Here is a 23,983-nt window from a genome sequence, read left to right as displayed (position 1 = left end):
CTTATAGGACGGCGATATCACCCCTCGCCCAGCCCTCGGTGATTTCGGCCCCGCGCGTTACGAAGGTGCCGCTCTCGATCGCGGCACGAATGTCCTGCATAAGCTTCTGATAATACGCAAGATTGTTCCAGGTCAGCAGCATCGCCCCGAGCGCCTCCTGCGAGCGCACCAGATGGTGCAGATAAGCGCGCGAATAGTCGCGCGCCGCGGGGCAATCACTCTCTTCGTCGAGCGGGCGCGGATCGTCAGCGTGACGGGCGTTGCGCAGATTGACCTTGCCGCGCCTGGTATAGGCAAGACCATGCCGGCCGGCTCGCGTCGGCATCACGCAGTCGAACATGTCGATGCCGCGCGCCACCGATTTCAGGATATCGTCCGGCGTGCCGACGCCCATCAGATAGCGCGGCTTGTTGTCAGGCAGTTCCGGGCACGTGATGTCGAGCATGTCGAGCATCACTGCTTGCGGCTCGCCGACAGCCAGGCCGCCGACGGCATAACCCTTGAGGTTCATCGCGCTCAGTTCCTGCGCCGAGCGCACCCTGAGCGCGGCGTTGTCGCCACCCTGCACGATACCGAACATCGCCTTGCCCGGCTGGTCGCCGAACGCCGTCTTGCAGCGCTCGGCCCAGCGCAGCGACAGTTCCATGGCGCGCTCGATCTCTTTCAACTCGGCCGGCAGCGCCGTGCATTCGTCAAGCTGCATCTGGATATCGGAATCGAGCAGGCCTTGAATCTCGATCGAGCGCTCCGGCGACATCTCATAAGCCGCGCCATCGATATGCGAACGGAAGGTGACGCCTTTCTCTGTCAGCTTCCTCAGCTTAGATAGCGACATCACCTGGAATCCGCCGCTGTCGGTCAGGATCGGGCGCGGCCAGCGGGCGAATTCGTGCAGGCCGCCAAGCCGCGCCACGCGCTCGGCGCCGGGCCGCAACATCAGGTGATAGGTATTGCCCAGGATGATGTCGGCGCCGACGCCGCGCACCTGGTCCATGTACATGGCCTTGACGGTGCCACCGGTGCCGACCGGCATGAAGGCCGGCGTGCGGATTTCGCCGCGCGGCATGTCGATCAGGCCGCGCCGCGCCTTGCCATCTGTCGCCTGCACCTGGAAAGTGAACGTCTCAGCCATTGAATTCCTTGTCGTGGACCGGGGCATCCGGCGCCTGCCTGTCGAGCGACTGACGGTATTGGATGCAGCCGCGCATGAATTTGGGCCAGGGTGGCACGGCGATCGCCGGCGCGGTCTTTTCAGGCAGCAGGTCCCACAGATCGGGGTGATGCCAGCACAGATCATGGCCTGATGTATCGCGGTGCGCGCGAATACCGGCGCGCTGCTTTTTCACTTCCGCGACAAGGCTTTCGCGATCGAGGGTTTGCAGATCATCGTCCATCGCTCATCTCCGCTCGGTAAAGCAGGCTTGCGTCGCCATAGGAGTAGAACCTGTAGCGGGTCGCGATGGCATGCGCATAGGCGGCACGCATCGTGTCGAGACCGCTGAAGGCCGAAACCAGCATGAACAGTGTCGAGCGCGGCAGATGGAAATTGGTCATCAGCATGTCGGCGGTGCGAAAGCGGTAGCCGGGCGTGATGAAGATGTCGGTTGGTCCGGACCATGGCGCCACCGTACTGTCTTCACGCGCCGCGCTCTCCAGCAGACGCAGCGAGGTCGTGCCGACGGCAATGATGCGCCCACCCCTCACTTTTGCTGCGTTGAGCGCATCGGCGGTCGCCGCACTGACCGAGCCGATCTCGGCATGCATCTTGTGGTCGGCGGTGTCGTCCGCCTTCACCGGCAGGAACGTACCTGCGCCGACATGCAGCGTGACGAAGCGGCGCTCGATCCCCTTGGCGTCCAGCGCCGCAAAAAGCTCCGGCGTGAAATGCAGGCCGGCGGTCGGCGCCGCTACCGCGCCTTCTTCCCGGGCATAGATGGTCTGGTAGTCGGCACGGTCGCGCTCGTCGTCATCGCGCTTCGAGGCAATGTAGGGCGGCAACGGAATGTGGCCGACCGCGTGCAGCGCCTCGTCGAGGAAGGGCCCGGATAGATCAAAGCCGAGCAGCGCTTCGCCGCCCTCGCCCTTCTCGAGCACCGTGGCATCGAGTTGGCCAAGGAAACAGGAATTGCCGTCATGACCGAAATGGATGCGGTCGCCGGCGGCGATGCGCTTTCCCGGCCGCATGAACGCCAGCCAGCGGTCTGGAGCCATGCGCATGTGCAGCGTGGCCTCGACCTGCGCAGCCGCTTCACCGCGCCGCCTGATGCCTTTCAGCTGCGCTGGAATGACCCTGGTATCGTTGAAAACCAGCACGTCGCCGGCGCGGAGCAAGGACGGCAGATCGCCAACCGTCCGGTCCTCCAGGCCCTTGCCCGGCTTTACGACGAGCATTTTGGCGCTGTCGCGCGGCTCCGCCGGGCGAAGCGCGATGCGCTCCTCCGGCAGGTCGAAATCAAAGAGGTCGACGCGCATCGGGAATCAAAACAGCCGAACGAGCAGCGCTCCGGCCAGCAGAAGCACGGCGCCGGCCACGCGGCCGAGCGAGATTTCACGCACCGCGACACCGAGGAAGCCGACGCGGTCGATGAGCATGCCGGCGAGCAACTGGCCGGCCACCAGGAACGCCATCAGGGCGGCCGCGCCGATGCGTGGCGTCAGTATGGTGGAGAGCGTGACATAGAAGCCGCCGAGCATGCCGCCGGCGACGAACAGCCACGGCGCCGGCGCCTTCCAGTCGAGCGAAATGCCTTGCAGCTTCACCACCGTAACGGAGATGATGCCGAGCACGACCGCGCCCGACAGGAACGAAAACGCGGCCGCCGCGACCGGGAGACCCAGGCCGCGCGCAAGCTGCGAGTTGATCGGCGCCTGAATGGCAATGAAGGCGCCGGACAGGATGCCGAGAAGCGACCAGACGACGCCCATCATTGTCGTTTCGCTTTACTTGACGTCTGCCGCGACCTTCAGCGACACGATCTTGTCGGGATCCTGCACCGGCTCGCCGCGCTTGATCTTGTCGACATTGTCCATGCCTTCGATGACCTGGCCCCAGACCGTGTACTGGCGGTTGAGGAAAGCGGCATCGTCGAAGCAGATGAAGAATTGCGAGTTGGCCGAGTTCGGGTTCTGCGAACGGGCCATCGAGCAGGTGCCGCGGCCGTGGTTGGCGTTGGAGAACTCTGCCTTCAGGTCAGGCTTTTCCGATCCGCCCATGCCCGCGCGGGAGGGAGCGAAGGTCGGCTTCGACGAGTTGCCGAACTTGACGTCGCCGGTCTGCGCCATGAAGCCTTCGATGACGCGGTGGAAGACGACGCCATCATAGGCGCCTTCGCGCGCCAGTTCCTTGATGCGAGCGACGTGGCCGGGGGCCAAATCGGGAAACAGTTCGATGACGACCTCGCCCTTGGTCGTTTCCATGATGAGCGCGTTCTCGCGGTCCTTGATCTCAGCCATGTCAGATATCCTTTTGTAAAATGGAACTATTTGTCGGCGGCAATGCGCACTTTGATCATCCGGTCGGGATCGGCGACCGTGCCATTGTCCGCCTCGTCGCCCTTCTTGATCTTGTCCACCAGCTCCATGCCGCTGACGACATTGCCGACGATGGTATATTGGCCATCGAGCGGCGGTGCCGGCGCGAACATGATGAAGAACTGCGAGTTGGCGGAGTTCGGATCCTGCGAGCGGGCCATGCCGACCACGCCACGCTTGTAGTGCTCGGTCTGAGAGAATTCGGCCGGCAGGTCGGGCAGGTCCGAGCCGCCTGTGCCGACGGCCTGGGCGTTAAATCCCTTCTCCATGTTGCCGAACTTGACGTCGCCGGTCTGCGCCATGAAGCCGTCGATGACGCGATGGAAAGCCACATTGTCATAGGCATGATCGCGCACCAGCTTCTTGATCTGCGCGACATGCTTGGGTGCCAGATCGGGGCGCAAAGCTATGGTGACGTCGCCCCCCTTCAGCGTGATGATCATGGTGTTTTCCGGGTCCGCGGCATAGGCGGAAACGGACGCGGTCAAGAGACCGGCGAGCACAACAAGGAATGAGGCGAGCCTTCTGAGCTGCATGAGGATTTTCTCCGAGCTATTTCGCGAATTTTGCGGTGAGCGCACCGGCCACGGCCGCCGGAACGAAGGGACGGATGTCGCCGCCCATCGAGGCTATCTGGCGCACAAGTGTGGCGGTAATGGTTCGCACCGACGGGCTGGCGGGCAGGAAAACCGTCTGCAACTCCGGCGCCATGGTTTCGTTCATGCCCGCCATCTGCATTTCGTAGTCGAGGTCGGTGCCATCGCGCAGACCGCGGATCATGATCGAGGCGCCTTCCCTTCTGGCGGCATCGATCACCAACCCATCGAAAGCGACCACTTTGATGCGGGCGCCGTCGCGGCCGAATTCGGCTTTCGTGGCGGCTTCAATCAACCGCACCCGCTCCTCGAAGGAGAACAGCGGCTTCTTGCCCGGATGAATGCCGATCGCCGCATAGACGGTGTCGGCAACCGCCAGTGACGCTTTCAGCACATCGAGGTGGCCGTTGGTCAGCGGGTCGAAGGAGCCGGCATAAAGGGCGATGCGTTCGGTCATGCCGGAGCTTCTAGCGAGCCTCTCTCACAAAGGCAAATCCGATCGGCAGGCGGCCCGTGAACCTTTTCCGGCACATGAACGACAGATGAATACGCTGATCACGAAGCCTTCACGCAGCGTTCACTAGGTTGCACCCTTAATAAGATGAAACCAAAGCCCCATATATTCGTTGTAAGGCGCAGGAGAACACGCACATGCTGATCTACATGCTCGCCACCGCAATGACCGTCGCCATGCTGATCGCCACAGTATTCGGGCTGCATCAGGAGGCACAGCGCATTCGCGTCAAGGCCACCACCAAACGCTTCGAAGGCTTTGGCCTGCGTAAGCACTACTAAGTTATTGTCGACTTGCTGCCGCGCCGGCCACCAAGCCGGCGTTGCTATGTCAACCAACAATTATTCGGCGTTATCCGGACTGCTGTCAGTCGTCGAATCGGGCTCCGCGCCACCCTCGATCTCTTCCTCGTCCGCTTGTGGCTCCGAAATCCGTTCGACCGAAACCACCTTTTCACCTTCAGCCGTGTTGAAGATGGTCACGCCCTTGGTCGCGCGGCTGGCGAAACGGATGTCATTGACGGGCACACGAATGACGGTGCCGCCGTCCGACACCAGCATGATCTGATCGTCATTGCCGACCGGGAAAGTTGCCACGAGACGGCCGATTTCGGCCGTCTTCGAGACGTCCGTGGCGCGGATGCCCTTGCCGCCGCGTCCGGTCAGGCGGAAATCATAAGACGAAGAACGCTTGCCGTAACCATATTCGGTGACCGTCAGCACGTATTGCTCGTGCATCTTGAGGAACTCGTAGCGCTCGTCGGAAAGCTCCGTCTCCTCGCCGACCTCTTCGTTGGTCAGCGCGATCTCTTCCTCTTCACCGGCCGCCATGCCCGCGGCAAGCCGCCGTTCGGCCGCGGCACGCTTAAGATAGGCGGCGCGTTCAGCCGGCGGCGCATCGACATTTTCGATCACCGACATCGAGATGATGCGGTCGGTGTCGGCCATGGTGATGCCACGCACGCCGACCGAGTTCCGGCTCTGGAAGACGCGCACGTCACCGACCGAGAAGCGGATGCACTGTCCCGAGCTGGCGGTCAAAAGCACGTCGTCATTGTCGGTGCAGGTCTCAACGCCGAGGATCTCATCGCCTTCTTCCTCCAGCTTCATGGCGATCTTGCCATTGCGGTTGACCTGGATGAAGTCGGAAAGCTTGTTGCGGCGCACGGTGCCCCGCGTGGTGGCGAACATCACATCGAGTTCGCCCCAGCTCGTCTCGTCCTCGGGCAGCGGCATGATCGTGGTGATGCGCTCGCCCTGCTCCAGCGGCAGCATGTTGATCAGTGCCTTGCCGCGTGACTGCGGGTTGCCGATCGGCAGGCGCCAGACCTTTTCCTTGTAGACAATGCCGCGCGAGGAGAAGAACAGCACCGGCGTGTGCGTGTTGGCGACGAACAGCCGGGTGACGAAATCCTCTTCCTTGGTCGACATGCCGGAGCGGCCCTTGCCGCCGCGGCGCTGCGCCCGGTAGAGCGAAAGCGGCACGCGCTTGATGTAGCCGGAATGGCTCACCGTCACGACCATGTCCTCGCGCTGGATCAGGTCCTCGTCTTCCATGTCAGCGCCACCGTCGGTGAGCTCGGTGCGCCGTGGCGTGCCGAACTCGTCGCGCACGGCGGCAAGCTCGTCCTTGACGATCTGCTGGACGCGTGCGCGCGACGACAGGATGTCGAGGTAGTCCTTGATCTCGTCGCCGATCGTGTTCAACTCATCGGCGATTTCGTCGCGGCCAAGCGCGGTCAGGCGCTGCAGGCGCAGTTCGAGGATGGCGCGCGCCTGTTCCTCGGACAGATTGTAGGTGCCGTCCTCGTTGATGCGATGGCGCGGATCGTCGATCAGTAGGATCAGCGATTCAACGTCTCCCGAAGGCCAGCGCCGCTCCATCAACTGCTCGCGCGCCGACTGCGGATCCGGCGCGGTGCGGATAAGCTTGATCACTTCGTCGATGTTGGCGACGGCGATGGCCAGACCAACCAGCACATGGGCGCGGTCGCGCGCCTTGCGGAGGAGGAACTTTGTCCGCCGGCTGATCACCTCCTCGCGGAAAGTGACGAACGCCGTCAGCATGTCGGTCAGGTTCAGCAGTTCCGGCTTGCCGCCGTTCAGAGCCACCATATTGGCGCCAAAAGACGTCTGCAGCGGCGTGAACCGGTAGAGTTGGTTGAGGACGACGTCGGCAACGGCGTCACGCTTGAGTTCGATGACGACGCGATAACCCTGACGGTCGCTTTCGTCACGAATGTCGGAAATGCCCTCGACGCGCTTGTCGCGCACCAGTTCGGCCATCTTCTCGATCATCGAGGCCTTGTTCACCTGATAGGGAACCTCGGTGATGATGATCGATTCACGGTCATTGCCGCGCTGCTCGATGTTGACCTTGCCGCGCATGACGATTGAGCCGCGGCCGGTCGAATAGGCACTGTAGATGCCGGAGCGGCCAAGCACGATGCCGCCGGTCGGGAAATCAGGGCCCGGAATGATCTCCATCAGCGCCGGCAGGTCGATCGCCGGATTGTCGATGACGGCAATGGCGGCGTTGCAGACTTCACCGAGATTGTGCGGCGGGATGTTGGTCGCCATGCCGACGGCAATGCCGCCCGAGCCGTTGACCAGCAGATTGGGAAAGCGCGCCGGCAGAACCTTCGGCTCGGTGTCCGACGCATCATAAGTGTCCTGGAAATCGACGGTGTCCTTGTCGATATCCTCCAGAAGCTCATGCGCGACCTTGGTCAGGCGCGATTCGGTATAGCGCATCGCCGCCGGCGGATCGCCATCGATCGAGCCGAAATTGCCTTGCCCGTCGATCAAGGGCACACGCAGCGACCAGTCCTGCGCCATGCGCACCAAGGCGTCATAGATCGAGGCATCGCCATGCGGATGGTATTTACCCATCACGTCGGCGACAGGACGCGCCGACTTCACGTATTTACGGTTCCAGTGGTAGCCGCTCTCATGCGCCGCGTAGAGAATGCGGCGGTGCACCGGCTTCAGGCCATCGCGCACATCGGGCAACGCACGGCTGACGATCACGCTCATGGCGTAAGAAAGATAAGAACTCTGCATCTCCTCGATGATGGAGATGGGTTCGATGCCGGTGGGGCCGCCGTCGGCGCCGCGCGGTGTCTTTTGGTCGGTCAAATCGGATCACAATCTAATCAGGAATCACTGACCGCTTATATAGGAAGCACGGCCGAAACTCCAATGTTCGCGGCACTTTTCCAGTGTCATTTTTAGTGGTAATTTCAAAAGGATACCGCTAATTGCGACGATATGGCCGTTACGCTTTTCGCCGCCACCAAGGCAAAAGCCGGTAATGGACCAACTCCCCAAGCAAAAGCCGCGATCACCATGAATTGGAGCTCATGGCTGCCTTTGCGTGCGCTGCACGGTTGGACGCCCCGGGATTTCAATGGCGATCTGATCGCAGGTGTCACACTGGCCGCGATCGCCATTCCCGAGCAGATGGCAACAGCCAGGCTCGGCGGCTTTGCGCCCGAGATCGGGTTTTTCGCCTTTGTCGCCGGTTCGGTGGCGTTTGCGCTGTTCGGCGCCAATCGCCACCTTTCGGCCGGCGCGGATTCGACCATCACGCCTTTGTTTGCCGGCAGCCTGGCGCTGCTCGCATCATCAGGCTCACCGCATTATCTGACGCTGGCTGCCACGCTGGCGCTGATGGTCGGGCTGATCGTGATGCTGAGCGGCGTCTTTCGCCTCGGCTGGATCGCCGACCTGCTTTCGGTGCCGGTCACGACTGGCTTTCTCGCGGGCATCGCCGTCCATATCATCGTTTCGCAATTGCCTGGACTGCTCGGCCTGCCGGCGGAAAGCGGCGAAACCGTGCGGCGCATCGGCGAGATCGCCAGCAGCCTCCATCTCACCAACCCCTGGAGCCTGACGCTCGGCCCTGGGGTATTCGCAATCGTGTTGTTTTCCGAGCGTATCAGCGCCCGCATCCCCGGCGCGCTGATCGGCATGGTGCTTGCCACCATCGCGGTCGCCGTTTTCGGCCTCAAGGATCACGGCGTCGAGGTGCTTGGCGCCTTGCCGAATGGGCTGCCGCGGGCAGGGTCGCCACTGGCCGGTCTCGACGACGTGCAGGCGCTCGTCCCGCTGGCATTGCTGATCGCCATCGTCGTCATGGTGCAGACGGCCGCCACGTCCCGTTCCTTTGCCCCGCAGGGCGACGCGCCCGACGTCAATCGGGATTTCGTTGGTGTCGGCGCCGGGAGCATCGCGTCCAGCCTGTTCGGCGCCTTCGCCATCAACGCCAGCCCACCACGCACGGCAATCGTCTCCCAGTCGGGCGGCCGCTCGCAACTCTCGAGCCTCATTGCCGCGGCGCTCGTTCTAGTGCTGGGCGCCTTTGGCGGCGGCCTGCTCGCCGATGTTCCGCAGGCCGCCCTCGCCGGTGTCCTGATGTTCGTCGCCCAGCACATTCTGCGCTGGAAGGTGTTCGCCAATGTCTACCGGCAGGCGCCGGTCGAATTCGCGTTGATCCTGATCACCATGGCGGCCATCGTGGTCCTGCCCATCGAGACCGGCGTGGCGGTCGGCATCGGCCTGTCGCTGCTGCACGGAATCTGGAGCGCGACCCAGACGCTGCCGATCGAACTGGAACAGGTGCCGGGAACTTCGGTGTGGTGGCCGCCGGGCAAGCCGACCGCTGGCGAACAACTTCCCGGCGTGCTGGTCGCGGCGTTCCAGGCGCCATTGTCCTTCGTCAATGCCGACCGTTTCAAACGCGGCTTTTGTGATCTGGTCGACGCCGGCAAGGGCGATGTGAAACTCGTCGTGCTGGAGGCCAGTAACATTGTCGAGATCGACTACACCGCCGCCCAGGCATTGATCGAAACCATCACTCATTGCCGTAATGCGGGCGCAATATTCGCCATTGCTCGGATGGAATCGGTGCGTGCGCAGGCAGCCCTTGCGCGGTTCGGCATCATCGATCTCGTCGGCCCGCAGCGGATCTTCCACAGCGTCGATGCCGCCGTCAAGGCTCTGCATTCCGGCCCGCCGGAAAACCAGGAGAGTGCACCATGATCGTCCCGAGAGAGCCGCTGGTGACCCCGGTCCCGGTCGAGGAGCTGCGGCCAACGCAGATTACGGTCGGGATGCGGGAGGTGGACCTCAAACGCCAGCTGATCCGCTCGCAGAGCGCCGCGAAGACAGGCGCCTTTCTGGGCAAGCACATGATCCCGGTCGTGTTGGGCCCGAAAAATCGCAACTACGTCACCGATCACCATCATCTTGCCAGGGCCCTGATCGAGGAAGGCGTCAAGGATGTCCTCGTGACGGTGATCAGCGACCTGTCGGCGCTGGACAAGGATGCGTTCCTTTTGATGCTCGACAACCGCGGCTGGATGCATCCGTTCGATGAAAACGGCCAGCGTCAGGCTTATGCCGCCCTGCCAAAGACCATCGGCGAACTGGTCGACGACCCTTACCGGAGCATGGCTGGCGAACTGCGCCGGCTGGGTGGCTACGCCAAGGACACCACGCCGTTCAGCGAATTCCTGTGGGCGGATTTCCTGCGCAGGCGCATCGTCAAAGGCGCGGTGGCGAAAAATTTCGACAAGGCGATGAAGGATGCGCTCGTGCTGGCCAAAGGCAAGGACGCCGACTATCTGCCCGGCTGGTGCGGGCCGACCATGGACTGATGCCACGGGTGGTGACGCAACTTCTCAGCCGCAGCCCGCGCGCCTGGCGCGATAGCGGCCCGGGGTCTCGCCCATGACCCTCCGAAACCGGCGGTTGAAGGTCGACAGATCGTTGAAGCCGGTCTCGAACGCAATTGCCGAGATGGCATCGTTCGACGTGTGCAATCGCACTGCCGCGCGATGCAGCCGGGTCCTGAGCAGGTACTGATGGGGCGTCATGCCGGCCACCTGCCGGAAGGTGCGCAGGAAATGATAGGGGCTGGTCGCGGTCTCATCCGCCAACGCCGGAAGCGAGATCGGTCCGTCGGCACCCAGTTCGATCCGCCGCACCGCCTCGGCAACCCTTTTCTGATCGCGGCGGCTTGGGTCGCACCCTGCATGCGTAGCGCCGGAGATTGTAGCCACGGCGGCACCCGCGATGCGCAAGGCGAGTTCCTCGAAGGCGTCTGCGTTGGCCAGGTCGCGCGCGGCTTCCGCCTCGGCCAGCAACGGCGCCAAGGCCGGCAACGGCGGCAGGCGTGGCGCCGCGAAGGTGAGCGCCCTGGCGCCAGGCACATCAGCCACGATCCGGTCCATATAGGCCGGGGCGAAATGGAAGGAGAGGCAACGGTCGCCGCTGCCATGCTCGTGCCCGCATTCGTAGCACGTGCCGGAATTGCCGAGCAGGAGACTGCCTGGCGCGAGCATTGCCGTGCCTTGCTGCGCGCGGTAGCGGAACGAGCCGTTGGTGACCGCCGCGACGCAAAAATCCCGATGTGCTTCCTCGAACGGCCGATCGCCGGCGCTGGCCGTGCAGATGACATCCGCCACGTGCCAGCCAGGTCCGGATGAAAGGGTATTCACGGTCGCCGTCATCGCCGAAATATAGCAATTTTTCCCAAGCCCAGAACCCTGCCACGGCCTATTCCTCGCGGTCTCCTGACAAGAAGAGGTCGCAGCCATGTTCGATCAATCCTCATTTGCCAAAGCCTTGCACAGTCCTGGACCGATCGAAGGGCGCGCCGAAAAGCTGAACCTTTACGGCCGCTTCGTCGGCGCCTGGACATTTGACGCCTCACGCCATCTCGAGGACGGCACGCTGCTGACCGGCCGTGGCGAGGTGCATTTCGGCTGGGTGCTGGAAGGCCGAGCGATCCAGGACGTCTGGATCCTGCCCGCGCGTGACGCCGGCCCCTCGCCTTCGCTCGGCAAATGGACTTTTTACGGCACGACATTGCGGGTCTATGACCCAAGCGCCGATGCCTGGCACATTTTCTGGAGCGACCCGCGCAACCAGTACTACAGCCGCCAGCTTGGCCACGCCGACGGCGACACCATCGTGCAAGTGGGCGCCGACGGCACCGGGTCGTCGGTGCGCTGGAGCTTTTCGCGGATCACCGAGAACTCCTTCCGCTGGCTTGGCGAGCGCTCGCACGACGACGGCGCGACATGGCGGCAGGAAGTTGAGTTCCTGGCGCGGCGGACGAATGAAGCTCGGTAGCGATCGAAAATTGCGAGGAATTGAAAAAGGAGCGATCCTTCGCGCCCCTCTCTGTCCGGCAGGACAGAGGGGCGCGCTGTCCCGCCGGCTTCACAGCTTCGCGCACCATTTCTTTCCTGACAGTTCCCACCGGCCGGGCTTTGCTCTACCAATACCGGAGTGCGGGCCCGGCCCGGCGGGAGGGGTCAGCGATGCCGAGTTTCGACAGCCTGTTCAATGCCTTCGTCACCATTCTCGTGACCATCGATCCGCCCGGGCTGGCACCGCTGTTCCTAGCCGTGACACGCGGCATGAATCGCGACGAACGCCAGCAGGTCTCCGTGCGCGCCTCGATCATCGGCTTCCTGGTGATGGCGCTGTTCGCGATCGCCGGTGCCTCGATCCTGTCGGTGTTCGGCATCACGCTGCCGGCCTTCCGCGTCGCCGGCGGTTTTCTGCTGTTCTTCATCGCCTTCGAAATGGTCTTCGAGCGCCGCCAGGACCGCAAGGAGAAGATCGGCGACGTCGCCATCACCAAGGACATGATCCACAATATCGCCGCCTTCCCGCTGGCGATCCCGCTGATCGCCGGTCCCGGCGCGATTTCGGCGACTGTGCTGCTCTCCGGCTCGTTTCAGGGCTTTGCCGCGCAGGCGGCGCTGGTCGGCATCATCTTCGTCTGCCTCGCCATCACCTATCTGGTGTTCGTGCTGTCGGAACGCATCGACCGCATCCTTGGCCAGACCGGCCGCTCGATCCTGACCCGCCTGCTCGGCGTCATCCTGGCGGCGCTGGCGGTGCAGTTCGTGGCGGATGGCATCAAGGCGCTGATGGCTAGTTGAGCCTTACTGCCCTACTTCGCCGTCGTGTCGACCACCTCGAAGTCATGCGTAAGCATGGCCGTCTTGGCCATCATGGCGGAAGCCGAGCAATATTTATCGATCGACAGATCTATCGCGCGCTTGACCTTGTCGCGCGACAGCGCACGGCCTTTGACGATGAAATGCATATGGATGCGGGTGAACACCTTCGGATCGGTCTCGGCCCGGTCGGCGTCGAGTTCGACCACGCAGTCCTCGACCGCCTCACGCCCCTTTTCGAGGATATGGACGACATCATAGGCCGAGCAGCCGCCGGTGCCGATCAGCACCAGTTCCATCGGGCTCGGCCCGGCGTCTTTCCTTCCGGGCTGGACGCGGTTCCCAATACGACCTTGTGGCCACTGCCGGACTCGCCGACGAAGGTCCGCTCCTCGACCCATTTTACCCGTGCCTTCATCGCCCTGTCCTTTCAGTCCGTTGATCGCGCCGGCGTCAGCTCAAATCAACAATGCAAAACCCCGAAAGTCCATGAAGGACCCTCGGGGCATTTCAAGCACAAGCATTCGCCGTTTGGTATGGCTTCCGATCAGAACGGAATTTCGTCGTCCAGTTCGCGCGACGAACCGCCGCCACCGCCGCCCCTGGGAGCGTTGCCGCCACCGCGGTTGAACCCTTCATTCGGGCTCGACTGGCCGAAATCCGACCCGCGGCTGCTGCCGCCACCGCTGTAGCCGCCAACCTGGCCGCCCTCACCCTGGCCGCGCGCGTCAAGCATCTGCAGCTCGCCACGGAATTTCTGCAGCACGACTTCGGTCGTGTATTTGTCGGCACCGGTCTGGTCTTGCCATTTGCGGGTCTGCAACTGGCCCTCGACATAGACCTTCATGCCCTTCTTCAGATATTGCTCCGCCACCTTGGCGATGCCCTCATTGAAGATGACGACGTTATGCCACTCGGTCTTTTCCTTGCGTTCGCCTGAATTCTTGTCGCGCCAGCTTTCCGAGGTGGCGATGCGGATGTTGACGACCGGCTCGCCCGAATTCAGGCGGCGGATTTCAGGGTCCGCGCCGAGATTGCCGACCAGAATGACTTTGTTGACGCTACCCGCCATGATATTTCTCCGCGCTCATCCGACACAAATTTTTGTCGCAGCACCTTACAGGCTACAAACGTCAGCCGCCTGCCAAGGCTGGCTTTTCCCACAAGGTTTTTGTTCCCTTTTCGTTCCTATATGCACTGCTGCTGATTGTCAAGGAATGGCAGCAATGGCCAAGGCCTTCATATGGGTTGCAAAACAGCGCTTGCCAAATCAATAAGTATCGACTTATGCTTTTGCCATGATCGAAGCAGAGATTTTTCGCGCCCTGGCCGACCCGACGCGCCGTGCCGTCTTCGAGCGGCTCGCGACAAGCGAGATGAGCGTGTCGGAACTGCGCAGCGGCCTGACTGTGTCGCAGCCGGCCGTCTCCCAGCACTTGGCGGTGCTGCGCGGTGCCGGGCTCGTGGTCGAACGGCGGGCAGGCCGCAACGCCTATTACCGGGCCGATCCGCAGGGGCTTGCCCCGCTGCTCTCCTGGATTGAACGCTACCGGACGTTCTGGCCGGAGCGCATCGAAAGGCTGAAGACGGTTTTGAAGGACATGGATCAATGAAGAGCCAAAGCGAAGTCGCTCCGAATGCGATCGAATTCGAATATGACCTTGCCGAGCCGCCGGAAAAGGTGTGGCGGGCGTTGACCGTGCCGGAACTGCTCGCCGCCTGGATGATGCCGAATGATATCAGGCCACAGACCGGCAGCCGCTTTGCCTTCGCCGGGCCCGACGCGGCGATCCAGTGCGAGATCCTCGACGCCGAGCCCGAGCGCCTGCTGCGCTATTCCTGGCGGGAGCAGTCGGACGCCGCGGCGCGACAGCACCCGCTCGACAGCACCGTCACCTTCACACTCGCCCGCACCGTTTCGGGCGGCACGCATCTGCGCATCGTCCATGACGGCTTTGCTCGCAAGGCGGCCGTTACCATCACGAGCGCCGGCTGCCGGCTTTCGTTGCGCGGAGCCGCAAAGCCCATCGCCGCGAGCAACACGCCGCATCTTCTGCTGCGCGCGGCCTGAACACGGAAATTGGAGAAGAAAAATGAGCGGTGTTGCCAGTCTTGTGCCGATGGTGATCGAGCAATCGAGCCGCGGCGAGCGCGCCTTCGACATTTTCTCGCGGTTGCTGCGCGAGCGCATCGTCTTCATCAACGGCGAGATCAACGACGACGTCTCGGCGCTGGTCTGCGCACAGCTTTTGTCGCTGGAGTCGGACAATCCCGAGAAGGAGATTTCGCTCTACATCAACTCGCCGGGCGGCATGGTGACCAGCGGCTTCGCCATTTACGACACGATGCAATACATCAGCTGCCCGGTGTCGACCGTATGCATGGGCTTTGCCGCGTCGATGGGATCGTTCCTGCTGATGGCGGGCACGGCCGGGCGCCGCATCGCGCTGCCCAACGCCACCATCCTGCTGCATCAGCCGCTCGGCGGCTTCCAGGGCCAGGCTTCCGACATCCAGCGGCACGCCGAACGCATCGGCCAGACCAAACGCCACATGACCGAACTCTACGCCCAGCATTGCGGCCGCAGCTATGAAGAAGTCGAACGCACGCTCGACCGCGACCATTTCATGACGGCCCGCGAGGCCCAGGCATGGGGCCTTGTCGACCATGTTTTCGACACCCGCAAAAAGGCGGCGTGACCCGAGAACCAGGTCAAATCCGCCTATGTCAAAGATTTGACGATACCGGTCTGGTTCCAGTGGCGGCAGGTCCCTATAACAGGGAGATGACCGACACTCATCGATCCAGATCATCGCACCGCGTCACAGCCGCCATGGTGCTCGCCATCGTCGGCCTCGTCTCCAGTTCGGCACTTGCCGAAGACGCTTCGACGGTAGCGCAAAAAAGCGCCCTGCCCGGCGTGAGCGGCGACTATCGCATCGCCAAGCCGGCCCCGGTGCCCGAACCCGACGACGCCTTCCCCAGCAGCGGCAACGGGCAGTTCAAAATCGGCGATACCGATGTCAGGATTTCCGGCAGCATCACGGTCGATGTCGGGGGTGGTGGGATCAAGCCGCCCAGGTAAGCAGAAGATCCGGGCTGCAAACTCGAGCCGCCCAAAAGAATAGCCCCGCCGTGCCTGGGGCAAACGGACGGGGCTTTTCTGGATCTCAAATCCATTTCTTGCCGGGAGTGTACTGCCGGCGTTGGATTTCGGATGCTTCGCGGCATTCAGCCGACGATCCGACTAACAGTCTCTGATTTTGGGGGATATGGCAGGTCACGGTTTGTCGGGTAGCGCAAACGTTATACCCTGGCACTTATGCCTGCCTCGGCTCCAACGAGACGTGGAGCCCTGGGGGACTGTCCGGTGGCGTCATGCTCCGCTCCTTTTGTCCGTTGCGACATTGCCGTCGCGAAGCGCAAATCGCAAATGCCTGCGGCGTCTCGCAGGCCGCCTTGGGGCGGCGAGGCCATCGAAAGACAGCCGGCTTCGCTGACCTCTCAACACTGCCCCCGTGAGCCGGCCGCGTCAACCATCAATAGCCGGTTACGGAAAAATGTGATCGCCGGGAGGTTACGTGAGGGTCAGTTTCCGCAAAGCTTTGTCAGGAGCGTGTTCGGCCTTTGTTCTTTCCGCTTGCCCCTTTGCGCGAAAGACGGTTAAACGACTTCTGTCGGGAGTTGTGGCGTCTCTCGACGTGGCGGCAAAAAGACCTACATAGGGGATGGCCGGGAAAATCCCGCCAATCCCACGAATTCCAGATCTGAGGCGGCGACCGGCGATGGCCGACCATAAATTCCTTTCCATTCGCGGGGCGCGCGAACACAATCTGAAGAATGTCGATCTCGACCTGCCGCGTGACAGTCTGATCGTCATGACCGGCCTGTCGGGCTCCGGCAAATCGTCGCTCGCTTTCGACACCATCTATGCCGAGGGCCAGCGCCGCTATGTCGAGAGCCTCTCGGCCTATGCACGGCAATTCCTCGAAATGATGCAGAAGCCCGACGTCGACCAGATCGACGGCCTTTCGCCGGCCATCTCCATCGAGCAGAAGACCACCTCGAAGAACCCGCGTTCGACGGTCGGCACCGTCACCGAGATCTACGACTATATGCGGCTTCTGTTTGCCCGTGTCGGCGTGCCCTATTCGCCGGCCACCGGCCTGCCGATCGAGAGCCAGACGGTCAGCCAGATGGTCGACCGGGTACTGGCGGTCGAGGAAGGCACGCGCTTGTTCCTGCTGGCGCCCATCGTGCGCGGCCGCAAGGGCGAATACCGCAAGGAACTGCTGGAGTTGCAGAAGAAGGGGTTCCAGCGCGTCAAGGTCGACGGCGTCTTCTATGAAATCGCCGACGTGCCGGCGCTGGACAAGAAATACAAGCACGACATTGACGTCGTCGTCGACCGCATCGTCGTGCGCGGCGATCTCGCCACGCGTCTCGCTGACTCCATCGAGACCGCGCTGAAGCTGGCCGAGGGGCTAGCGGTGGCCGAGTTCGCCGACAAGCCGCTCGACGCCAGCCAGACCGGCGAGGATTCGGTCAACAAATCCAAGAACGAGACGCATGAGCGCATCCTGTTCTCGGAAAAATTTGCTTGCCCGGTGTCCGGCTTCACCATTCCAGAGATCGAGCCCCGGCTGTTTTCCTTCAACAACCCGTTCGGCGCCTGCCCGACCTGTGACGGTCTCGGCAGCCAGCGCGCCATTGATCCCAACCTCGTCGTGCCCGACGAGAACGTGTCGCTGCGCGACGGCGCCGTCAGCCCGTGGGCGAAGTCGACCTCGCCCTATTACTCGCAGACGCTCGAGGCATTGGGCAAGGCGTATGACTTCAAGCTCGGCGACAAGTTCAAGGATCTTTCCGCGCAAGCCCAGGAGGCGATCCTGCGCGGCACCGGCGAGCGCGAAATCACCTTCCAGTATGATGACGGCTTGCGCTCCTACAAGACGACCAAGACCTTCGAGGGCGTCATCCCCAATCTCGAACGGCGCTGGAAAGAGACCGAATCCGCCTGGATGCGCGAAGAGATCGAGCGCTTCATGTCGGCAACGCCCTGCCCGGTCTGCAAGGGCTACCGCCTGAAGCCGGAAGCGCTGGCCGTGAAGATCGGCGGCAAGCATATCGGCGAGGTCACCGAACAGTCGATCCGCAACGCCGATCGCTGGTTTACCGACCTACCGGCGCAACTCAACGACAAGCAGAACGAGATCGCTGTCCGCGTCTTGAAGGAAATCCGCGAGCGCCTGCGCTTCCTCAACGATGTCGGTCTCGACTATCTGACTTTGTCGCGCAATTCCGGCACGCTGTCGGGCGGCGAAAGCCAGCGCATCCGGCTGGCCTCGCAGATCGGCTCGGGCCTAACCGGCGTGCTCTACGTGCTGGACGAGCCGTCGATCGGCCTGCACCAGCGCGACAACACGCGTCTGCTCGACACGCTCAAGCATTTGCGCGACATCGGCAACACGGTGATCGTCGTCGAGCATGACGAGGACGCCATCCTGCATGCCGACTATGTCGTCGACATGGGTCCGGCGGCCGGCATCCATGGCGGCGAGATCATCGCCCAGGGCACGCCGCAGCAAGTGATGGCCAACCCCAATTCGATCACCGGCAAATATCTGTCGGGTGCGCTCGAAGTGGCGACGCCCGGCGTGCGTCGCGAGGCGAAGAAGAACCGGCGCCTGAAGGTTGTCGGCGCGCGCGGCAACAATCTGAAGAACGTCACCGCCGAAATTCCGCTCGGCACCTTCACCGCCGTCACCGGCGTGTCGGGCGGCGGCAAGTCGACCTTCCTGATCGAGACCCTGTTCAAGGCGGCCTCGCGCCGCATCATGGGCTCGCGCGAGCATCCGGCCGAGCACGACCGCATCGAGGGGCTGGAATTCCTCGACAAGGTCATCGACATCGACCAGTCGCCCATCGGGCGGACGCCGCGTTCGAACCCCGCCACCTATACCGGCGCCTTCACGCCGATCCGCGACTGGTTCGCGGGCCTGCCGGAAGCCAAGGCGCGCGGCTACCAGCCGGGACGTTTCTCGTTCAACGTCAAGGGCGGCCGCTGCGAGGCCTGCCAGGGCGACGGCGTCATCAAGATCGAGATGCACTTTTTGCCCGACGTCTACGTCACCTGCGACGTCTGCCACGGCAAGCGCTATAACAGAGAGACGCTCGACGTCCTGTTCAAGGGCAAGTCGATCGCCGACGTGCTCGATATGACCGTCGAGGAAGGCGTCGATTTCTTCGCCGCCGTGCCTGGCGTGCGCGACAAGCTCGACACGCTGAAGCAGGTCGGCCTCGGCTACATCCACATCGGTCAGCAGGCGACGACGCTGTCGGGCGGCGAGGCGCAGCGCATCAAGCTCGCCAAGGAACTGTCGCGCAAGGCGACGGGCAAGACGCTCTACATCCTCGACGAGCCGACCACCGGCCTGCATTTCCACGACGTCGCCAAATTGCTGGAAGTGCTGCACGAACTGGTCGACCAGGGCAACACGGTGGTGGTCATCGAGCACAATCTCGAAGTGATCAAGACCGCCGACTGGGTGCTCGACCTGGGTCCCGAAGGCGGTGATGGCGGCGGCGAGTTGGTCGCCCAGGGTACGCCGGAAACCATCGTGCGGGAGAAGCGCAGCTACACCGGCCAGTTCCTCAAGGAGCTTCTGGAACGGCGCCCGGGGGCAAGCGCGAAGCGGCGGAGTGATGGGTAAGGATGGTCTCATCACGGTCCAGAGTCGCTTTAGCGTGAGGCTTGCCCGTCCCGAAGATCTCGCCGCGATCGTCGCACTGACGCAAGCGGCCTATGCCCCTACAACGCTATACTCGACGCGCAACCGATCCCGGTTACCGAGGACTACGCGCCGCGCGTCGCCCAGGGCGGGGTCTGGCTGCTGGAGAGTGACGCCGCGCTTGCCGGGCTGATCACGCTGGAACGCCATCCCGACCACGTCATGATCTTCTCCGTCGCGGTCGCCCCCTGCTCTCAAGGCAAGGGATTTGGCATCGCGCTGCTCAAGCACGCGGATGAACAGGCGCGGCTGTGGGGCCTGCCGGAGGTGCGGCTCTACACCAACGCCAAGATGGAACGGAACATCGCGCTCTATCTCGCCTATGGTTTTCACGAAACGGGTCGCCGACCCAATCCCTATCGGCCGGGGTGGATACTGGTCGACATGGCCAAACCCCTCGACAGGCCCACAGCGGCCTGATCGCTTTTAGAAATTTGGGAGGACGACGATGAGCAAATCGGGATCAATCCGCGCCGGCATGGGCGGCTGGACCTTCGAGCCTTGGGACACGTCCTTCTATCCCGAAAAACTGTCGAAGGCGAAGCAACTGCAATATGCCAGCCGGCAGGTGCCGAGCATAGAGGTCAACGGCACCTATTATTCCAGCTTCAAGGAGCCGACCTTCATCAAATGGGCCAACGAGGCGCCGGACGGTTTCGTCTATTCGCTGAAAGGCAACCGCTTCGTCACCAACCGGCGTGTGCTGGGCGAAGCCGGCGAGTCGATGATGCGTTTCCTGGGTTCCGGCGTGGCCGCGCTCGGCGACAAGCTGGGCCCAATCCTGTGGCAGTTCGCGCCGACCAAGAAATTCGATCCTGATGATTTCGAGGCGTTTCTGAAACTGCTGCCGGAAAAACAGGACGGTGTCGCGTTGCGTCACGCGCTCGAAGTGCGCAACGACAGCTTCATCGTGCCGGAATTCGCTGCGCTCGCGCGCAAATACAAGGCGGCGATCGTCTATGCCGACCATGCCAAATATCCCGACATCGCCGATATCACCGGCGATTTCGTCTATGCGCGGCTGCAGAGCGGCAGCGACGACAATCCCGACTGCTACACGCCAAAGGGCCTCGACGAATGGGCGGCGCGCGCAAAAATCTGGGCGGAAGGCAAGCAGCCGGCCGATCTGCGGCGCGCCGACCCCGCCACCGACGCCCCGGTCCAGCCGCGCGACGTCTTCGTCTACTTCATCACCGAGGGCAAGGTGCGCGCACCGTTCGGGGCAATGGCGCTGATGAAGCGTGTAAGCGACTGAAAAAGCATCAGTCGGTTTCCAGCCAACTATAAGTGCGTCGCCTATGCGTTTTGGGCGTAGCAAAGCGCCTATTCCTGGGCATCTTCGCCGTGATCGTAACCTTATCGACACTTCCTTGCCGCATGAATACGCCGACGCCAAGCCGCAGAGGTCGAACCGTCGCCGGCAGGGAAAGAGGGGCATGTCGCTCGACTACACTTCACTTCTGCTCGCTGTCGGTTTCTCCGCTGCTTGCCTCAGCATGACATTGTTCGGCATGTGGCTGACCGCCCGCTCGGAGAAATTCCTGCTGACATGGGCGATCAGCCTGGTGTTCGTGGTCGGCGATATTTTCATCTATGACGCCTATATCGACATGCCCGGGCGCCTGCTCGGCATCGCCACCTCGGCGTTCCTGCTGATCGGCTTTTCGGCCATGCTGGGTGCCGCCTATCAGTTCCGCACCGGCGGCTCGCCGCTGCCGCGGGCGCTGTCGGGTTGCGTTTCCCTGGCGATGGCGCTGCCTCCCATGGCTTTGGGCTATGACGGCCTCGGCTTCATCTTCGAGAACATGTTCGCCGCCTTGCTCCTGTTCGCCACGGCGTTCGAATATTGGAGAGGCCGCGATGAGGCGCCCGCTTTGACGATCGGCATCACCACGCTCTATTCAGCCACGGCCACGTCCTTCGCGCTCTGCGCGATGGTTCTCGCCTGGGATGGAAAACTGGTGCTCGGCCATGCGCCAAGCAATTGGGCCGAGGAGCTCAGCCTGATCGTGGTGATTGCCAGCATGACGGGTATTGGGGCACTCTCGCTTGCCCTCAACCAGGGGCGTCTGGCGCGGCACCACCACCGCAACGCCCTGACGGATCCCCTGACCGGCCTGCTCAACCGGCGCGCCCTGTTCGACATGCACGGTGATGTTCCGATCGGCGCCTTTACCGCGGTGGTCGTCTTCGACCTCGACAATTTCAAAGCCATCAACGACGAATTCGGCCACGCGGCGGGCGACGAGGTGCTGAAGGTGTTTGCCAGGGAACTCGCCGGCAATCTTCGCCAGACCGACGTCGCCGCGCGTATGGGCGGCGAGGAATTCGCGCTGGTGCTGAGGCGCACTCTGCTGGAGACGGTCGAGGAAGCAGCTGAGCGCATTCGGGCGGCTTTCGCGATGCGACTGATAGAAACCGAAACCGGTTCGCTCACCTGCACGGTGAGCGCCGGATTTGCGTTTGGCAGCAAAGAGGGCCTCAGCTTGGACAAGGTGCTCAGCGCCGCCGACAAGGCGCTCTACGACGCCAAGCGCGGAGGCCGCAACCGCGTCATCGCCTCGCCATTCCGGCGCGCGAGCTGATCACTCTGTGATTGTTGAATAGCGAAGACTGCCCCTAGGCCGCCATGACGATTTCATTGAAGGCGTCGAGGTCGACGTAAAAGACCTTGGTGATCTCCTCGATCAGATCATCGTAGTCGCAGCCCTGTGACCTCAAGATGTTGATGGCGGCGATGATGTCGACACGTTCGGTAAGCCGCCGCTTCTGGTAGTCCTCGACGTAACGTTCCATGGCTGTCCCTTAGCCTGTGTGCCCAAACGCGTTTGAACGACAGAGATCGGGAAGCTAGGAAGCCTTGCTTGCGTGGAACTTGCAGAACCTTCGCCGCGCCTCGATCTGCGATAACCAGACTGATACGGAAGCGGCCGACTCACAAAGCCAGGAAAAGACTAGCATGCGATTTCGCGTGTGCCAGAGATGCAGATGATGGATGGAAGAAATATTGGACTTGCCAAGAACTTCAAATCTTCAATTGAAGTCCAGTGCCGATTCTAGACGGTGAGGAATTTGCGAACGTCAGCCCGGTCTAAATCTTGCGCGGAGCCGGTGTGGACGATCTGGCCGCGATCCATGATGTTGACCTCGTCCGCAAGCTCTCGGCAAAAGTCGAGATACTGTTCGACCAGCAACACAGCGATGCCGGCCTGGTCGCGCAGATAACGTATAGCGCGGCCGATGTCCTTGATAACAGAGGGCTGGATGCCTTCGGTCGGCTCGTCGAGCACCAGCAGCTTCGGCCGCATTACCAGCGCCCTGCCGATCGCCAACTGCTGCTGCTGACCGCCGGAAAGATCGCCGCCACGGCGGCCAAGCATCTGCCTCAGCACAGGAAACAGCTCGAAGACGTGCGCCGGCACGTTGCGGTCGGCGCGTCTCAAGGGCGCGAAGCCGGATTCGAGGTTTTCGCGCACACTGAGTAGCGGAAAGATCTCCCTGCCCTGCGGCACGAATGCGATGCCCGACCGGGCGCGGTCATACGCCGCGCTCCGGTCGAGCGCCTTCCCCTCGAAGGCAACGCTTCCGCTCGTCAGCCGGTGATGGCCGACGATCGATCTCATCAAACTTGTCTTGCCGACGCCATTGCGGCCGAGCACGCAGGTGATCTGGCCGGCAGCCGCCTTCAGCGACACGCCACGCAGCGCCTGGGCGGCGCCGTAATGGAGCGTGGCATTGGAAACTTCGAGCATGTCAACGCCTTCTCCAGAACCGAAGAAACGACATGTCGAAGCGATGGAATTGCACCCGCCAGACCATGCTCATCTCCCCAGATAGACTTCGACGACGCGCTCGTCGGCCGATACGAAATCGAGCGTGCCTTCGGAGAGCACCGAGCCCTCATGCAGGCAGGTGACCTTGACGCCGAGTTCGCGCACGAAATGCATGTCGTGCTCGACGACGATGACCGAATGGTCACGCGCGATGTCCCTGAGCAGCCGCGCGGTTTCCTCGGTCTCGGCATCGGTCATGCCGGCGACCGGCTCGTCGACCAGAAGCAGCTTCGGGTCCTGCGCCAAGAGCATGCCGATCTCGAGCCACTGCTTCTGGCCGTGGCTGAGATTGGCCGCCAGGTCATGACGTTTGTCGCCCAACCGGATGATGCCAAGAATCTCGTCGATCCGTCGCGCCTCGGCGGCCGATTGGCGGTGGAACAGCGCCGGGAAAATCGAGCGCGGCCCCTTCAGCGCCAGCATCAGGTTTTCCTCGATCGTGTGGCTTTCGAAGACGGTCGGCTTCTGGAATTTGCGGCCGATGCCCATCATGGCGATCTCGGCTTCGTCATGCCTGGTGAGGTCCACCTGGCCGTCGAAGAACACTTCGCCTTCGTCGGGTCGCGTCTTGCCGGTGACGATGTCCATCATCGTCGTCTTACCGGCGCCGTTGGGGCCGATAATGGCGCGCATTTCGCCCTTGTCGAGCACCAGCGACAGATTGTTGATGGCGCGAAAGCCGTCGAAGGAGACCGAGACGCCATCGAGATAGAGGATGGTGTTGGACTTGCTCATGGCCG

At 62.6% G+C, this 23,983-nt stretch carries 25 protein-coding genes and 2 pseudogenes; 13 read left to right on the top strand and 14 right to left on the bottom strand.

Annotated elements, in window-relative coordinates; translation table 11 throughout:
- Position 1: 1 nt before the first annotated feature.
- The 7 genes from tgt to coaD are packed head-to-tail and all read right to left on the bottom strand — an operon-like array spanning position 2 to position 4,584.
- Positions 2 to 1,132, bottom strand: coding sequence for a tRNA guanosine(34) transglycosylase Tgt (gene tgt / locus EJ077_RS14580; protein ID WP_208702733.1), 1,131 nt, complete (start codon positions 1,130 to 1,132; stop codon positions 2 to 4).
- Positions 1,125 to 1,394: a hypothetical protein gene (locus tag EJ077_RS14575; RefSeq protein ID WP_208702732.1), complete on the bottom strand. Its 270-nt coding sequence runs from the start codon at positions 1,392 to 1,394 to the stop codon at positions 1,125 to 1,127. Before EJ077_RS14575 ends, tgt begins: the two co-directional genes overlap by 8 nt.
- A complete protein-coding gene (queA, locus tag EJ077_RS14570) occupies positions 1,384 to 2,472 on the bottom strand; it encodes a tRNA preQ1(34) S-adenosylmethionine ribosyltransferase-isomerase QueA (RefSeq protein ID WP_208702731.1) in 1,089 nt (362 codons plus the stop codon). Before queA ends, EJ077_RS14575 begins: the two co-directional genes overlap by 11 nt.
- A 6-nt stretch (positions 2,473 to 2,478) precedes the next feature.
- Positions 2,479 to 2,928, bottom strand: coding sequence for a DMT family transporter (locus EJ077_RS14565; protein WP_023773870.1), 450 nt, complete (start codon positions 2,926 to 2,928; stop codon positions 2,479 to 2,481).
- Between the two features lie 12 nt (positions 2,929 to 2,940).
- On the bottom strand, positions 2,941 to 3,453 hold the full coding sequence (locus EJ077_RS14560; RefSeq protein ID WP_208702730.1) for a peptidylprolyl isomerase: 513 nt from the start codon (positions 3,451 to 3,453) through the stop codon (positions 2,941 to 2,943).
- 26 nt (positions 3,454 to 3,479) lie between these two features.
- Positions 3,480 to 4,067 carry a peptidylprolyl isomerase gene (locus EJ077_RS14555; protein WP_208702729.1) on the bottom strand — a complete coding sequence of 196 codons (588 nt, stop codon included), beginning with the start codon at positions 4,065 to 4,067 and terminating at the stop codon, positions 3,480 to 3,482.
- Between the two features lie 16 nt (positions 4,068 to 4,083).
- A complete protein-coding gene (gene coaD / locus EJ077_RS14550; protein WP_127281064.1) occupies positions 4,084 to 4,584 on the bottom strand; it encodes a pantetheine-phosphate adenylyltransferase in 501 nt (166 codons plus the stop codon).
- A gap of 194 nt (positions 4,585 to 4,778) precedes the next feature.
- Between coaD and EJ077_RS14545 the strand changes: the two genes are divergently transcribed.
- Positions 4,779 to 4,922 carry a hypothetical protein gene (locus EJ077_RS14545; protein ID WP_208702728.1) on the top strand — a complete coding sequence of 48 codons (144 nt, stop codon included), beginning with the start codon at positions 4,779 to 4,781 and terminating at the stop codon, positions 4,920 to 4,922.
- Positions 4,923 to 4,982: 60 nt separating this feature from the next.
- Here EJ077_RS14545 and gyrA read toward each other — a convergent pair whose 3' ends face one another.
- Positions 4,983 to 7,778, bottom strand: coding sequence for a DNA gyrase subunit A (gyrA, locus tag EJ077_RS14540; RefSeq protein ID WP_208702727.1), 2,796 nt, complete (start codon positions 7,776 to 7,778; stop codon positions 4,983 to 4,985).
- A 210-nt stretch (positions 7,779 to 7,988) separates the two neighbouring features.
- On the opposite strand from gyrA, the gene EJ077_RS14535 reads away from it, so the two are divergent.
- Together EJ077_RS14535 and EJ077_RS14530 are read left to right on the top strand one after the other, a co-directional pair.
- A complete protein-coding gene (locus EJ077_RS14535; RefSeq protein ID WP_245458748.1) occupies positions 7,989 to 9,683 on the top strand; it encodes a SulP family inorganic anion transporter in 1,695 nt (564 codons plus the stop codon).
- The gene (locus EJ077_RS14530) at positions 9,680 to 10,300 is read left to right on the top strand and encodes a ParB-like protein (protein ID WP_208702725.1); all 621 of its coding nucleotides are present in this window, start codon (positions 9,680 to 9,682) and stop codon (positions 10,298 to 10,300) included. The genes EJ077_RS14535 and EJ077_RS14530 overlap by 4 nt, the downstream gene beginning before the upstream one ends.
- A 24-nt stretch (positions 10,301 to 10,324) precedes the next feature.
- Here EJ077_RS14530 and EJ077_RS14525 read toward each other — a convergent pair whose 3' ends face one another.
- Entirely contained in the window at positions 10,325 to 11,155 is an 831-nt protein-coding gene (locus EJ077_RS14525) for a helix-turn-helix transcriptional regulator (protein ID WP_208702724.1), read from the bottom strand.
- 85 nt (positions 11,156 to 11,240) lie between these two features.
- Here EJ077_RS14525 and EJ077_RS14520 point away from each other — a divergent pair, with 85 nt between their 5' ends.
- Both EJ077_RS14520 and EJ077_RS14515 read left to right on the top strand, forming a co-directional pair.
- Positions 11,241 to 11,780, top strand: coding sequence for a hypothetical protein (locus tag EJ077_RS14520; protein ID WP_208702723.1), 540 nt, complete (start codon positions 11,241 to 11,243; stop codon positions 11,778 to 11,780).
- Between the two features lie 191 nt (positions 11,781 to 11,971).
- The gene (locus EJ077_RS14515) at positions 11,972 to 12,601 is read left to right on the top strand and encodes a MarC family protein (protein WP_127280359.1); all 630 of its coding nucleotides are present in this window, start codon (positions 11,972 to 11,974) and stop codon (positions 12,599 to 12,601) included.
- A gap of 11 nt (positions 12,602 to 12,612) precedes the next feature.
- Here the strand turns inward: EJ077_RS14515 and EJ077_RS14510 are convergent.
- Positions 12,613 to 13,037, bottom strand: a pseudogene (locus EJ077_RS14510) (OsmC family protein).
- 129 nt (positions 13,038 to 13,166) lie between these two features.
- A complete protein-coding gene (locus tag EJ077_RS14505; protein ID WP_023773877.1) occupies positions 13,167 to 13,691 on the bottom strand; it encodes a single-stranded DNA-binding protein in 525 nt (174 codons plus the stop codon).
- A 226-nt stretch (positions 13,692 to 13,917) separates the two neighbouring features.
- Here EJ077_RS14505 and EJ077_RS14500 point away from each other — a divergent pair, with 226 nt between their 5' ends.
- The 8 genes and pseudogenes from EJ077_RS14500 (at position 13,918) to EJ077_RS14465 (ending at position 21,995) form a co-directional block, all read left to right on the top strand.
- Complete coding sequence (locus tag EJ077_RS14500; protein ID WP_015317709.1) at positions 13,918 to 14,232, top strand: ArsR/SmtB family transcription factor; 315 nt, start codon at positions 13,918 to 13,920, stop codon at positions 14,230 to 14,232.
- Complete coding sequence (locus tag EJ077_RS14495; protein WP_208702722.1) at positions 14,229 to 14,690, top strand: SRPBCC family protein; 462 nt, start codon at positions 14,229 to 14,231, stop codon at positions 14,688 to 14,690. Before EJ077_RS14500 ends, EJ077_RS14495 begins: the two co-directional genes overlap by 4 nt.
- Positions 14,691 to 14,712: 22 nt before the next feature.
- A complete protein-coding gene (locus EJ077_RS14490; RefSeq protein ID WP_127280361.1) occupies positions 14,713 to 15,318 on the top strand; it encodes an ATP-dependent Clp protease proteolytic subunit in 606 nt (201 codons plus the stop codon).
- 86 nt (positions 15,319 to 15,404) lie between these two features.
- The gene (locus EJ077_RS14485) at positions 15,405 to 15,704 is read left to right on the top strand and encodes a hypothetical protein (RefSeq protein ID WP_208702721.1); all 300 of its coding nucleotides are present in this window, start codon (positions 15,405 to 15,407) and stop codon (positions 15,702 to 15,704) included.
- Between the two features lie 700 nt (positions 15,705 to 16,404).
- Positions 16,405 to 19,332, top strand: coding sequence for an excinuclease ABC subunit UvrA (gene uvrA, locus EJ077_RS14480; protein ID WP_208702720.1), 2,928 nt, complete (start codon positions 16,405 to 16,407; stop codon positions 19,330 to 19,332).
- A pseudogene (locus tag EJ077_RS14475) lies at positions 19,325 to 19,830 on the top strand (GNAT family N-acetyltransferase). The gene uvrA and the pseudogene EJ077_RS14475 overlap by 8 nt, the downstream one beginning before the upstream one ends.
- A gap of 28 nt (positions 19,831 to 19,858) precedes the next feature.
- On the top strand, positions 19,859 to 20,665 hold the full coding sequence (locus tag EJ077_RS14470) for a DUF72 domain-containing protein (protein WP_208702719.1): 807 nt from the start codon (positions 19,859 to 19,861) through the stop codon (positions 20,663 to 20,665).
- Between the two features lie 181 nt (positions 20,666 to 20,846).
- Positions 20,847 to 21,995, top strand: coding sequence for a sensor domain-containing diguanylate cyclase (locus tag EJ077_RS14465; protein WP_208702718.1), 1,149 nt, complete (start codon positions 20,847 to 20,849; stop codon positions 21,993 to 21,995).
- A 34-nt stretch (positions 21,996 to 22,029) separates the two neighbouring features.
- Here the strand turns inward: EJ077_RS14465 and EJ077_RS14460 are convergent, their stop codons facing one another.
- From EJ077_RS14460 to urtD, 3 genes are all read right to left on the bottom strand, one after another.
- The gene (locus EJ077_RS14460; RefSeq protein ID WP_084636783.1) at positions 22,030 to 22,206 is read right to left on the bottom strand and encodes a hypothetical protein; all 177 of its coding nucleotides are present in this window, start codon (positions 22,204 to 22,206) and stop codon (positions 22,030 to 22,032) included.
- A gap of 260 nt (positions 22,207 to 22,466) precedes the next feature.
- Positions 22,467 to 23,162, bottom strand: coding sequence for an urea ABC transporter ATP-binding subunit UrtE (urtE, locus tag EJ077_RS14455; RefSeq protein ID WP_208702717.1), 696 nt, complete (start codon positions 23,160 to 23,162; stop codon positions 22,467 to 22,469).
- A 69-nt stretch (positions 23,163 to 23,231) separates the two neighbouring features.
- Positions 23,232 to 23,978, bottom strand: coding sequence for an urea ABC transporter ATP-binding protein UrtD (gene urtD / locus EJ077_RS14450; protein ID WP_208702716.1), 747 nt, complete (start codon positions 23,976 to 23,978; stop codon positions 23,232 to 23,234).
- Positions 23,979 to 23,983 lie beyond the last annotated feature (5 nt).

The organism is Mesorhizobium sp. M8A.F.Ca.ET.057.01.1.1, from assembly GCF_003952565.1.
Taxonomy (GTDB): Bacteria; Pseudomonadota; Alphaproteobacteria; order Rhizobiales; family Rhizobiaceae; genus Mesorhizobium.
The sequence above is the reverse complement of the archived record's forward strand: the minus strand, read 5'-3'. Positions and strand labels throughout refer to the sequence as shown.

Coding starts and splice junctions, on each gene's coding strand:
- tgt (WP_208702733.1), bottom strand. CDS start 1,132: ATGGCTGAGACGTTCACTTTCCAGGTGCAGGCGACAGATGGCAAGGCG.
- EJ077_RS14575 (WP_208702732.1), bottom strand. CDS start 1,394: ATGGACGATGATCTGCAAACCCTCGATCGCGAAAGCCTTGTCGCGGAA.
- queA (WP_208702731.1), bottom strand. CDS start 2,472: ATGCGCGTCGACCTCTTTGATTTCGACCTGCCGGAGGAGCGCATCGCG.
- EJ077_RS14565 (WP_023773870.1), bottom strand. CDS start 2,928: ATGATGGGCGTCGTCTGGTCGCTTCTCGGCATCCTGTCCGGCGCCTTC.
- EJ077_RS14560 (WP_208702730.1), bottom strand. CDS start 3,453: ATGGCTGAGATCAAGGACCGCGAGAACGCGCTCATCATGGAAACGACC.
- EJ077_RS14555 (WP_208702729.1), bottom strand. CDS start 4,067: ATGCAGCTCAGAAGGCTCGCCTCATTCCTTGTTGTGCTCGCCGGTCTC.
- coaD (WP_127281064.1), bottom strand. CDS start 4,584: ATGACCGAACGCATCGCCCTTTATGCCGGCTCCTTCGACCCGCTGACC.
- EJ077_RS14545 (WP_208702728.1), top strand. CDS start 4,779: ATGCTGATCTACATGCTCGCCACCGCAATGACCGTCGCCATGCTGATC.
- EJ077_RS14535 (WP_245458748.1), top strand. CDS start 7,989: ATGAATTGGAGCTCATGGCTGCCTTTGCGTGCGCTGCACGGTTGGACG.
- EJ077_RS14530 (WP_208702725.1), top strand. CDS start 9,680: ATGATCGTCCCGAGAGAGCCGCTGGTGACCCCGGTCCCGGTCGAGGAG.
- EJ077_RS14525 (WP_208702724.1), bottom strand. CDS start 11,155: ATGACGGCGACCGTGAATACCCTTTCATCCGGACCTGGCTGGCACGTG.
- EJ077_RS14520 (WP_208702723.1), top strand. CDS start 11,241: ATGTTCGATCAATCCTCATTTGCCAAAGCCTTGCACAGTCCTGGACCG.
- EJ077_RS14515 (WP_127280359.1), top strand. CDS start 11,972: ATGCCGAGTTTCGACAGCCTGTTCAATGCCTTCGTCACCATTCTCGTG.
- EJ077_RS14505 (WP_023773877.1), bottom strand. CDS start 13,691: ATGGCGGGTAGCGTCAACAAAGTCATTCTGGTCGGCAATCTCGGCGCG.
- EJ077_RS14500 (WP_015317709.1), top strand. CDS start 13,918: ATGATCGAAGCAGAGATTTTTCGCGCCCTGGCCGACCCGACGCGCCGT.
- EJ077_RS14495 (WP_208702722.1), top strand. CDS start 14,229: ATGAAGAGCCAAAGCGAAGTCGCTCCGAATGCGATCGAATTCGAATAT.
- EJ077_RS14490 (WP_127280361.1), top strand. CDS start 14,713: ATGAGCGGTGTTGCCAGTCTTGTGCCGATGGTGATCGAGCAATCGAGC.
- EJ077_RS14485 (WP_208702721.1), top strand. CDS start 15,405: ATGACCGACACTCATCGATCCAGATCATCGCACCGCGTCACAGCCGCC.
- uvrA (WP_208702720.1), top strand. CDS start 16,405: ATGGCCGACCATAAATTCCTTTCCATTCGCGGGGCGCGCGAACACAAT.
- EJ077_RS14470 (WP_208702719.1), top strand. CDS start 19,859: ATGAGCAAATCGGGATCAATCCGCGCCGGCATGGGCGGCTGGACCTTC.
- EJ077_RS14465 (WP_208702718.1), top strand. CDS start 20,847: ATGTCGCTCGACTACACTTCACTTCTGCTCGCTGTCGGTTTCTCCGCT.
- EJ077_RS14460 (WP_084636783.1), bottom strand. CDS start 22,206: ATGGAACGTTACGTCGAGGACTACCAGAAGCGGCGGCTTACCGAACGT.
- urtE (WP_208702717.1), bottom strand. CDS start 23,162: ATGCTCGAAGTTTCCAATGCCACGCTCCATTACGGCGCCGCCCAGGCG.
- urtD (WP_208702716.1), bottom strand. CDS start 23,978: ATGAGCAAGTCCAACACCATCCTCTATCTCGATGGCGTCTCGGTCTCC.